The organism is Pseudomonas sp. TUM25319, from assembly GCF_056388475.1.
This window is the reverse complement of sequence record NZ_CM150751.1, coordinates 1692234-1703246: the sequence shown is the minus strand read 5'-3', so window position 1 is coordinate 1703246 and position 11013 is coordinate 1692234. Positions and strand designations below refer to the sequence as shown.

Annotated in this window: 9 protein-coding genes; 6 read left to right on the top strand and 3 right to left on the bottom strand. The window is 64.6% G+C overall.

What is annotated here, in order from left to right; translation table 11 throughout:
* Positions 1 to 42 precede the first annotated feature (42 nt).
* From dapE to AC05QJ_RS07790, 3 genes are read left to right on the top strand one after another with little or no spacing between them, the layout of a single operon-like run.
* Positions 43 to 1194 (top strand): succinyl-diaminopimelate desuccinylase, encoded by a 1152-nt coding sequence (gene dapE / locus AC05QJ_RS07800; RefSeq protein ID WP_476746327.1) that lies wholly within the window; start codon positions 43 to 45, stop codon positions 1192 to 1194.
* Positions 1194 to 2006: a putative RNA methyltransferase gene (locus tag AC05QJ_RS07795; protein ID WP_476746326.1), complete on the top strand. Its 813-nt coding sequence runs from the start codon at positions 1194 to 1196 to the stop codon at positions 2004 to 2006. Before dapE ends, AC05QJ_RS07795 begins: the two co-directional genes overlap by 1 nt.
* 18 nt (positions 2007 to 2024) lie before the next feature.
* Positions 2025 to 2402 carry a hypothetical protein gene (locus AC05QJ_RS07790; protein WP_476746325.1) on the top strand — a complete coding sequence of 126 codons (378 nt, stop codon included), beginning with the start codon at positions 2025 to 2027 and terminating at the stop codon, positions 2400 to 2402.
* A gap of 76 nt (positions 2403 to 2478) precedes the next feature.
* On the opposite strand, the gene AC05QJ_RS07785 is transcribed toward AC05QJ_RS07790, so the two are convergent.
* Entirely contained in the window at positions 2479 to 2688 is a 210-nt protein-coding gene (locus AC05QJ_RS07785; protein ID WP_009395290.1) for a cold-shock protein, read from the bottom strand.
* Between the two features lie 220 nt (positions 2689 to 2908).
* Here AC05QJ_RS07785 and plsB point away from each other — a divergent pair, with 220 nt between their 5' ends.
* The 3 genes from plsB to AC05QJ_RS07770 all read left to right on the top strand — a co-directional run bounded on the left by plsB (position 2909) and on the right by AC05QJ_RS07770 (position 6620).
* Positions 2909 to 5395: a glycerol-3-phosphate 1-O-acyltransferase PlsB gene (gene plsB, locus AC05QJ_RS07780; RefSeq protein WP_476746324.1), complete on the top strand. Its 2487-nt coding sequence runs from the start codon at positions 2909 to 2911 to the stop codon at positions 5393 to 5395.
* 96 nt (positions 5396 to 5491) lie between these two features.
* On the top strand, positions 5492 to 5890 hold the full coding sequence (locus AC05QJ_RS07775) for a YbaY family lipoprotein (protein ID WP_476746323.1): 399 nt from the start codon (positions 5492 to 5494) through the stop codon (positions 5888 to 5890).
* 40 nt (positions 5891 to 5930) lie between these two features.
* Positions 5931 to 6620 (top strand): DUF4197 domain-containing protein, encoded by a 690-nt coding sequence (locus AC05QJ_RS07770; protein WP_476746322.1) that lies wholly within the window; start codon positions 5931 to 5933, stop codon positions 6618 to 6620.
* A 121-nt stretch (positions 6621 to 6741) separates the two neighbouring features.
* On the opposite strand, the gene AC05QJ_RS07765 is transcribed toward AC05QJ_RS07770, so the two are convergent.
* Both AC05QJ_RS07765 and AC05QJ_RS07760 read right to left on the bottom strand, forming a co-directional pair.
* Complete coding sequence (locus AC05QJ_RS07765) at positions 6742 to 9807, bottom strand: efflux RND transporter permease subunit (protein WP_476746321.1); 3066 nt, start codon at positions 9805 to 9807, stop codon at positions 6742 to 6744.
* A 6-nt stretch (positions 9808 to 9813) separates the two neighbouring features.
* Positions 9814 to 10914 (bottom strand): efflux RND transporter periplasmic adaptor subunit, encoded by a 1101-nt coding sequence (locus AC05QJ_RS07760; RefSeq protein WP_476746320.1) that lies wholly within the window; start codon positions 10912 to 10914, stop codon positions 9814 to 9816.
* Positions 10915 to 11013: the final 99 nt, after the last annotated feature.

The window sequence follows — 11013 nt, the reverse complement described above, 5'->3', positions numbered from 1 at the left end:
CGCCCCAAAATCGTACCCCCTGCCTTGCTCCCGGAGTCCCCCATGACGGCCGCCGCCGAACTCTCGCCCACCCTCGAACTGGCCTGCGACCTGATTCGCCGTCCCTCGGTGACCCCGCTCGACTTCGATTGCCAGAAACAGATGATGCAGCGCCTGGGCGACGCCGGTTTCATGCTCGAGCCGATGCGCTTCGAGGACGTCGACAATTTCTGGGCTACCCACGGCACCCAGGACGGTCCGGTGCTGTGCTTCGCCGGCCACACCGATGTGGTCCCCACCGGCCCGGTGCAGGCCTGGCAGAACGATCCGTTCGACGCCCTGATCGATGCCGACGGCATGCTCTGCGGCCGCGGTGCCGCCGACATGAAGGGCAGCCTGGCGGCAATGATCGTCGCCACCGAGCGCTTCGTCGCCGACTACCCGAACCACCGCGGCAAGATCGCCTACCTGATCACCAGTGACGAAGAGGGCCCGGCCCACCATGGCACCAAGGCCGTGGTAGAGCGCCTGCGCGAGCGTGGCGAGCGCCTGGACTGGTGCATCGTCGGCGAACCGTCGAGCACCACCCTGGTGGGCGACGTGGTCAAGAACGGTCGTCGCGGCTCCCTCGGCGCCAAGCTGACCGTGCGCGGCAAGCAGGGCCATGTGGCCTATCCGCACCTGGCGAAGAACCCGATCCACCTCGCTGCTCCGGCCCTGGCTGAACTGGCCGCCGAGCACTGGGACGAAGGCAATGCGTTCTTCCCGCCCACCAGCTTCCAGATCTCCAACCTGAACTCCGGCACCGGCGCCACCAACGTGGTGCCGGGCGAGCTGACCGCGCTGTTCAACTTCCGCTTCTCCACCGAGTCCACCGTCGAAGGCCTGCAACAGCGTGTCGCGGCGATCCTCGACAAGCACCAACTGGACTGGGACATCGACTGGGCACTGTCCGGCCTGCCTTTCCTGACCGAGCCGGGCGCCCTGCTCGACGCCGTGTCGGCCAGCATCAAGGCGGTCACCGGTCGCGATACCGAAGCTTCCACCAGCGGTGGCACTTCCGACGGCCGCTTCATCGCCACCCTCGGCACCCAGGTGGTCGAGCTGGGCCCGGTGAATGCCACCATCCACCAGGTCAACGAACGGGTCCTGGCCAGCGACCTCGACCTGCTGACCGAGATCTACTACCAGACCCTGACCCGGTTGCTCGCCTGATGCTCACCTGCCCGATCTGCAACGAGCCGCTGCGCGCCCTCGACAACGGTGTCGGCTGCCCCGCCGGCCACCGTTTCGACCGTGCCCGCCAGGGCTACCTGAACCTGTTGCCGGTGCAGCACAAGAATAGCCGCGACCCCGGCGACAACCAGGCCATGGTCGAAGCACGTCGCGACTTCCTCAATGCCGGCCATTACGCGCCGGTGGCGGGGCGCCTGGCCGAACTCGCCGCCGAGCGCGCGCCCGGGCGCTGGCTGGATATCGGCTGCGGCGAAGGCTATTACACCGCGCAGATCGCCGAAGCACTGCCTCAGGCCGATGGCTACGCGCTGGACATCTCCCGCGAGGCGGTCAAGCGCGCCTGCAAACGCAATCCGGCGCTGACCTGGCTGGTGGCGAGCATGGCCCGGGTGCCGCTGGCCGATGCCAGTTGCCAGTTCATCGCCAGCGTCTTCAGCCCGCTCGACTGGCAGGAGGCCCGCCGCCTGCTCAGCCCCGGCGGCGGCCTGATGCGGGTCGGCCCGACCCGCGGCCACCTGATGGAGCTGCGCCAGCAGCTCTACGACGAGGTGCGCGACTACGCCGATGACAAGCACCTGGCGCTGGTCCCGGCAGACATGCACCACGCCCATGGTGAGGTCCTGGAGTTTCGCCTGAGCCTCACCCGCCCTGCCGACCGTGCCAACCTCCTGGCCATGACCCCGCACGGCTGGCGCGCCAGCGCCGAACGCCGTGCGGCAGTAATCGACCAGGCCGAGCCATTGGAAGTCACCGTTTCAATGCGCTACGACTATTTCGTGCTGCAAGACTGAGCCTTTGCGGAGAATCCCATGCGCCAACCCGATATCGAGATTTACCTGAAGGACGCCGACGTCGACCACAAACAGATCGCCGCCTGGCTGGAGGCGGCACTGGGTCCGTGCAGCGAATGGAAACAGAAGGGGCAGACCTTCAAGTGCACCGCCGGTGACATTCCTGTTACCTGGCTGCCCAAGGCCGTAGGAAAATGGAACAGTCTTTACCTGGAAAGTGACAAGACACCGTGGGAAGACGACATCGCCTGCGCCCGCGCCGCATTCGCTGCGCTGAACGTCGAAGTGCGCTGTGCACCGGGCACCTGGGTCGAGGAAGAAGGCGAGGAAGATGCCGATCGCTGGATCAGGATCAGCGCTGACGGTGAAGAGGAAATCACCTGGAGAACCCACTGACGAAGCGGCAGGTCTCAAGCTGCAAGCTGCAAGTCTGGCGCGGTCAACTTGCAGCTTGTCGCTCGTCGCTAAAGGCTCAGAGACCGACTACGTCTTCGGCCTGGAGACCCTTCTGGCCCTGGGTCAGGCTGTATTCCACCTGTTGCCCTTCGAGCAGGGTACGGTGACCCTCGCCCCGGATCGCGCGGTAATGAACGAAGACGTCCGCACCGCCCTCACGCTGAATGAAGCCATAGCCTTTGGCGTCATTGAACCATTTCACACTTCCAGTCTCACGAGACGACATCAGTAACACTCCGGATTTTTATTTTGGACTCGCCTTGTCAACAGGAGATTCGCACTCCTGCGTACACCGCTTGCCGAATATTCCTGCAAACGGCGGACCGAGTATAAGGCAGACATAAATTATTTTTCATGACCAGGCCGGTTTTTGCTGAACTTGCGCGGATACGGCACACTTGTCCGATTGTCTGTACTTGCGTCCCATTTATCCGAGCACACTCTGTATGACCCGTTCCCCCTTGCGCCGCCTGATCTTCGGCGCCCTGCGCCGACTGTTGTACCTGTGGGTTCGCTCCGAGACCATCAACCAGTCTTCCTTCACCCTCAACCTGGACCGCAGCCGTCCGGTGTTCTACGCCCTGCAGTCGCCGTCGCTGACGGACCTGGCAGTTATCGACCGGGAATGCACCAAAGCGGGGCTGCCGCGTCCGGTCCTGCCCGTCGCCGTGGGCGACCTGATGGAGCCCGCCGCCTTCTTCTACCTGACCCCCGAACCGGACTGGCTCGGCCGCCAGTACAAGCGCGGCGCGCCACCGACCCTGGGCCGCCTGGTCAGCGCGGTGAACCAGCAGCCGGAACAGGACGCGCAGATCATTCCGGTCAGTGTGTTCTGGGGCCAGTCACCCGCCAGCGAGTCGAGCCCGTGGAAACTGCTGTTCGCCGACAGTTGGGCGGTCACCGGGCGTTTGCGCCGGTTGCTGACCATCCTGATCCTTGGCCGCAAGACCCGCGTGCAGTTCTCCGAGCCGATCCACCTGCGCGAACTGGTTGGCCACAACAAAGGTCACGAACGCACCGTACGCATGGCCCAGCGCCTGCTGCGGGTGCATTTCCGCAACCTGAAGAGCGCCGTGATCGGCCCCGACATTTCCCACCGCCGCAACCTGGTCAAGGGCCTGGTCCATGACCCGCTGGTGCGCCAGGCGATCCTCGACGAGGCCGAGCGGGAAAAAATCCCGGTGGCCAAGGCCGAAGCCACGGCCCTGCGCTACGGCAACGAAATTGCCTCGGACTACACCTACACCGCCATCCGCTTCCTCGAAGTGGTGCTGAGCTGGTTCTGGAACAAGATCTACGACGGCATCAAGGTCAACCACATCGAGCAAGTGCAGGACATCGCCCCCGGCCACGAAGTGATCTACGTGCCGTGCCACCGCAGCCATATCGACTACCTGCTGCTGTCCTACCTGCTGTTCCGCAACGGCCTGACCCCACCGCACATCGCCGCCGGGATCAACCTCAACATGCCGGTGATCGGCGGACTGCTGCGCCGTGGCGGCGCCTTCTTCATGCGCCGCACCTTCAAGGGCAACCCGCTCTACACGGCGGTGTTCAACGAGTACCTGCACACCCTGTTCACCAAGGGTTTCCCGGTGGAGTACTTCGTCGAGGGCGGTCGTTCCCGTACCGGCCGCATGCTGCAACCCAAGACCGGCATGCTCGCCATCACCCTGCGCAGTTTCCTGCGCTCGTCGCGCACGCCGATCGTCTTCGTGCCTGTGTACATCGGCTACGAGCGGGTGCTGGAAGGTCGTACCTATCTCGGCGAACTGCGCGGTGCGAGCAAGAAGAAAGAGTCGATCTTCGACATCTTCAAAGTCCTCGGCGCCCTCAAGCAGCGCTTTGGCCAGGTGTCGGTGAACTTCGGCGAGCCAATCCGCCTGGGCAACTTCCTCGACCAGCAGCAACCCGGCTGGCGCGAGCAGCAACTGGCACCGCAGTTCCGCCCGGCATGGCTGAACGAAACCACCTCGCGCCTGGGGGAGAAGGTCGCCCGGCACCTGAACGAGGCGGCGGCGATCAACCCGGTCAACCTGGTGGCGTTGGCGCTGCTCTCCACCAGCCGCCTGGCCCTGGACGAGCGCGCCCTGACCCGCGTCCTCGACCTCTACCTGGCACTGCTGCGCCAGGTGCCCTACTCGCCTCACACCACGCTGCCCGAAGGCGACGGTCTGGCGCTGATCGGCCATGTGCGGAACATGGACCTGCTGGCCGAGCAGCGCGATGCCCTAGGACGCATCCTGTATCTGGATGAACAGAATGCGGTGCTGATGACCTACTACCGCAACAACGTCCTGCATATCTTCGCCCTGCCGGCGCTGCTGGCGAGTTTCTTCCAGAGCAGTTCGCGGATGAGCCGCGAGCTGATCCTGCAATACGCCCGTGCGCTGTATCCGTACCTGCAGTCGGAGCTGTTCCTGCGCTGGGAACAGCACGAGCTGGATGCGATCGTCGATCAGTGGCTGAGCGCCTTCGTCGAGCAGGGGCTGCTGCGCTTCGAGAATGGCGTGTACCTGCGCCCCGCGCCGAGCTCGCGGCAGTTCGTGCTGCTGACCCTGCTGGCCCGAGCCATCACTCAGACCCTGCAGCGTTTCTACATGGCCACTTCGCTGCTGCTCAACAGCGGCCAGCACAGCCTCAGCGCCGAAGAGCTGGAAGACCTGTGCGTGGTCATGGCCCAGCGCCTGTCGATCCTGCACGGCCTCAATGCTCCGGAGTTCTTCGACAAGAGCCTGTTCCGCCACTTCATCCAGACCCTGGTGGAACAAGGCGTGCTGCGCCCGGATGACGCCGGCAAGCTGGGCTTCCACGAAAAACTCGGCGAACTGGCCGAAGGCGCCGCCAAGCGCGTGCTGTCGGCGGAAGTGCGCTTGTCCATCCGCCAGGTTGCGCTACACCGCGACGAACACAGCCCGAGCGAACCCGCCTGACGACTTTTCCGACAAAAGCTCGGGAAGTCGCTTACCAAAAAATCCGCTAAAGTCCTCGATGCCGGCCACAAGCCGGCGTCAAGGACCGGAGACCCCATGAAAAAAATCTTTATGCTGTGCTGCGCCTCGCTACTGGCAGCCTGCTCCAGCAATACCCCCGCCCCGAAAGCTACCCTCGATGGCGAAGTGTTCTACCTGCAGCGCATTTCCCTGCTACCCGCCGCCACCCTCGACGTCCGCCTGCAGGATGTGTCCCTGGCCGACGCGCCGGCAGTGACCCTGGCGCGCCAGAGCGGCCCGGTCAAAGGCCAGGTGCCGCTGCCGTTTCACCTGCAGTACGATCCCGCCCAGGTCAAGCCCGGACACCGCTATGCGGTGAGTGCGCGGATCGAACTGGACGGCAAGCTGCTGTTCATCAGCACCGAACACCACGGCGTGCAACTGGATGGCAAAGACCCGCAACCGCTGCGGATCAAGCTCGACCAGGTTCGCTGAAGCCCAACGTTTTTTCTGCTCCCCGATGAAGGATGCTGCCATGTTCCGCCCCGCTCTCACCTTTACCGGCCTGTGCGCAGGCCTGTTGCTCTCGGCCAGTGCCATGGCCCTGTCGCTCGGCGACCTGACCCAGAAAGACGCCGCTGGCGGCCTCAAGGACGCCCTGACCCAGGGCGCCCAGGTGGCCGTCAAGCAACTGGGCACACCGGGTGGTTTCAGCAATAACGAAGACGTTCGCATCGAACTGCCGGGCAACCTTGGCAAAGCGGCGAAGAAACTCAAACAGTTCGGCATGGGCGCCCAGGTCGAAGAGCTGGAAACCAGCATGAACAAGGCCGCCGAGGCTGCCGTGCCGCAAGCCCAGGCATTGCTGGTGGATGCCGTGAAGAAAATGACCGTGGACGACGCCAAGGCCATCCTCAGCGGTGGCAACGACTCGGCGACCCAGTACCTGAACAAGACCAGCCGCGAGCAGATCCGCGTCAAGTTCCTGCCGATCGTCAAGGCGGCGACCGACAAGGTAGGCGTGGCACAGAAGTACAACCAGTTCGCCGGACAGGCCGCCGCCCTTGGCGTGGTCGATGCCAAGAGCGCCAATATCGAGAGCTACGTGACCGAGCAGGCGCTCAATGGCTTGTTCGAGATGATCAGCAAACAGGAAGCCACCATCCGCGAGAACCCTGCGGCGGCGGCAACCAGCCTGGCGAAGAAGGTCTTCGGCGCGCTCTGAGCTGCAAGCTGCAAGCTGCAAGCTGCAGCCTGCGACCTGAAGACTGAATTTCAAGCCTTATGCTGCAATTGAAGGCCCCAAGGCTTTCTCTTGCAGCTTGAAGCTTGAGGCTTGCAGCTCCTCACTCCTCCCGCTTGACCCTGAACCACGCCGCATACAGCGCCGGCAGGAACAGCAGGGTCAAGGCCGTCGCCACGATCAGCCCACCCATGATCGCCACCGCCATCGGTCCGAAGAACACACTGCGCGACAGCGGAATCATCGCCAGCACCGCCGCCAGGGCGGTGAGTACGATGGGCCGGAAACGCCGCACCGTGGCCTCGATGATCGCCTGCCAGCGCCCCAGTCCCGCCGCAATGTCCTGTTCGATCTGGTCCACCAGGATCACCGAGTTGCGCATGATCATCCCCGACAGGGCGATGGTGCCGAGCATGGCGACGAAGCCGAACGGCTGACGGAACACCATCAGGAACAGCACCACGCCGATCAGCCCCAGGGGCGCTGTGAGGAACACCATGGCCGTGCGCGAGAAGCTGCGCAGTTGCAGCATCAGCAGGGTCAGTACCACCACGATGAACAGCGGCACGCCGGCATTGACCGAGTTCTGTCCGCGGGCCGAGTCTTCGACCGTACCGCCCACTTCCAGCAAGTAGCCGTCCGGCAGTTCGGCGCGAACCGGTTCCAGGGTCGGCAGGATCTGCTTGACCAGGGTCGCCGGCTGGTCCTTGCCGTAGATGTCGGCGCGGACCGTTACGCTCGGCAGGCGATTGCGGTGCCAGATGATGCCTTCCTCGAAGCCGTACTCCAGGGTCGCCACCTGCGACAGCGCCACGCTGCGACCATTGTCGGTGGGCACCGACAGGCTCGACAGGTGAGCCAGCTCGGTACGCTCCTCCTGGGTGCCGCGCAGCAGGATCTCGATCAGCTCGTTGTCCTCGCGGTACTGGCTGACGCTGCTGCCGGTCAGCGAGCTCTGCAGGAACTTCGACAAGGCAGCAGTGCTCACGCCGAGCGCGCGAGCGCGGTCCTGGTCGATGTTGAGGTAGACCACCTTGCTCGGCTCTTCCCAGTCCAGGTGCACGTTGGCCACATGGGGGTTCTCACGCACTTTCACCGCCACTTGGCGCGCCAGGGCACGGACCTGTTCGATATGCTCGCCGGTCACCCGGAACTGCACCGGATAGCCCACGGGCGGACCGTTCTCCAGGCGGGTCACCCGCGAACGCAGGTCAGGGAACTGCTCGTTGAGGGTCTCGATCAGCCAGGTGCGCAGCACCTCGCGGTCCTCGATGGTTTTCGCCAGCACGACGAACTGGGCGAAGCTGGCCGCCGGCAATTGCTGGTCCAGCGGCAGGTAGAAGCGGGGTGAGCCTGTACCGACATAAGCCACGTAATTGTCGATGCCCGGACGCTCCTTGAGCAGGGTTTCCAGGCGCTTGACCTGCTCGGCGGTGTTGGCCAGCGAAGCGCCCTCCGCCAGCTTCAGGTCCACCATCAGCTCCAGCCGTCCGGAGGCCGGGAAGAACTGCTGTTCGACGAAGCGGAAGCTCATCACGCTGCCAATGAACAGGACAATGGTCAGCACGATCACCGTCTTGCGCCGCCCCACGCACCAACCGACCACGCGGCGAACCCGCTGGTAGAACGGCGTGCCGTACGGGTCCGGCTCGCCATCACCGCCGTGCTTCTGTTTGTGCAGTTTCGCCAGGTCAGGCAACAGGCGCTCGCCCAGATAAGGCACGAACACCACCGCCGCTACCCAGGACGCCAGCAACGCGATGGTCACCACCTGGAAGATCGAACGGGTGTATTCGCCGGTGCCGGATTGCGCGGTGGCAATGGGCAGGAAACCCGCCGCCGTGATCAGCGTACCAGTGAGCATCGGGAAAGCCGTGCTGGTCCAGGCGTAGCTCGCCGCCTTCAACCGGTCGAAGCCCTGCTCCATCTTGATCGCCATCATCTCCACGGCAATGATCGCGTCGTCCACCAACAGGCCCAGCGCCAGTACCAGCGCGCCGAGGGAAATCTTGTGCAGACCGATGCCGAGGTAGTACATGGTGGCGAAGGTCATCGCCAGCACCAGCGGAATCGCCAGCGCCACCACCAGGCCGGTGCGCATGCCGAGGGAGAAGAAGCTCACCAGCAGAACGATGGCCAGCGCCTCGGCCAGTACCCGGACGAACTCGCCGACACCGGTCTTCACCGCCGCCGGCTGGTCGGACACCTTGCGCAGTTCCATGCCCGCCGGCAGGTTGTTACCGATGCGGGCGAACTCGGCTTCGAGGGCCTTGCCCAACACCAGGATGTCGCCGCCGGCCTTCATCGATACGGCCAGGCCGATGGCGTCTTCGCCCATGAAGCGCATGCGCGGTGCGGGTGGGTCGTTGAAACCGCGGTGCACCTTGGCCACGTCACCAATGCGGAAGGTGCGCTCGCCGACACGAATGGGGAACTGTTCGATCTGCTCGACGCTGTCGAAGCGCCCGCTCACCCGCAGTTGCAGGCGCTCGCTCGGGGTTTCGAAGAAGCCGGCGGTGCTCACCGCGTTCTGCTCTTCCAGGGCCTGCTGTACCGCTGCCAGCGGCAGACCGAGGGTGGACAGCTTGGTGTTGGACAGCTCGATCCAGATCTTCTCGTCCTGCAGGCCGAGCAGTTCCACCTTGCCCACGTCCTTGACCCGTTGCAGCTGGATCTGCACGCGGTCGGCGTAATCCTTGAGCACCGCGTAGTCGAAGCCCTTGCCGGTCAGCGCGTAGATATTGCCGAAGGTGGTGCCGAACTCATCGTTGAAGAACGGCCCCTGAATACCGGGCGGCAGCGTGTGACGGATATCCGCGACCTTCTTGCGGATCTGATACCACAGCTCGGGGATGTCCGCCGAGTGCATGGAATCCCGGGCCATGAAGGTGACCTGGGACTCACCGGGCCGCGAGAACGAGACGATCTTTTCGTACTCGCCGGTCTCCATCAGCTTCTTCTCGATGCGCTCGGTGACCTGGCGCGAGACTTCCTCGGCACTGGCTCCCGGCCACAAGGTGCGGATGACCATGGCCTTGAAGGTGAACGGCGGGTCTTCGCTCTGACCCAGCTTGGTGTAGGAAAGCGCTCCGACGATAGCCAGAAGGAGCATCAGGAACAGCACGATCTGCCGGTTGCGCAAGGCCCAGGCGGAGAGGTTGAAACCCATCGGGACTTACTCCTTGGCCGCCAGGTCCACCGCACGATTGGACCGGTCCACCGGCCGCACCTGTTGCCCTTCATGCAGCACATGGCCGCCGGCGGCGACCACCCAGTCGCTGGCACTCAGCCCTTCCAGCACCGGCACGCTGTCCTGGCCATAGGCGCCGACCCGCACCGGGGTGCGCTTGAGGGTGTTGTTGCGGTCGACACGCCAGACGTAGGTCTGGCCGTTCTCCGCGCTCAGCGCCGAGAGCGGCACCGCCAGCGGAATCTGCTCGGCGTGCTGGATGAATACCCGGGCGCTCTGGCCCAGTTCGGCCGGCACCTTGCCGGTGTTGAAGGCGATGCGCGCAGCGAAGGTACGCGAGCGCGGGTCGGCGGCGGGCGACAGCTCGCGGATGCGACCGTCGAAACGCTGGCCGGGTTGCGACCACAGCTCCACGGTGACCGGCTGGCCCACGGCGAAGCGGCCGAAATTCTGCTCCGGCAGGCTGATCAGCACCTCGCGTTCGCCATCGGCGGCGAGGGTGAACACGGTCTGCCCGGCGGCCACTACCTGACCGACCTCCACCTGACGCTTGGCCACCACACCGTCCTGGGAGGCGCGCAGCACCGAATAGCCGGCCTGGTTGCCAGCCACGTCGAGTTCGGCACGCATCTGCTTCAATCGGGCCAGCCCCGAGCGGTACAGGTTTTCGGCGTTGTCGTACTGCGAATGGCTGACCATCTGCCGGTCCAGCAGCTTCTTGTAGCGATCGCGCTCGGCCTGCACCAGGTTCAGGTTCGCCTCGGCGGCGGCCACCTGGGCACGGGTCGCTTCCAGTTGCAGGCGCACGTCCTGCGGGTCGAGTTCGGCCAGCGCCTGTTCGGCCTTGACCCGCTGCCCCTCTTCCACCAGCCGCTTGCTCACCTTGCCGCCGATGCGAAACGCCAGCTCCGGCTCGAAGCGCGCACGCACCTCACCGGGGTAACTGTCCACCGCCGCCGAAGCCGGCTGCGGCTGCACCACCATGGCGGGACGGATGACGGTGGGCGGAGCGCTTTCCTGTCCGCAGGCGGACAACAGCGCGACGAGAACTGCGGGCAGAGCGACGGGCAAGACATGGCGCAACATGGGAACTGACCTTTCGCGAGGGGTGCTTCGAATATTTATACTCGCGGGTATATTAAATCAGCGTATGACGGGCGGGAAGCTGGCATTTGGCCTTGCATC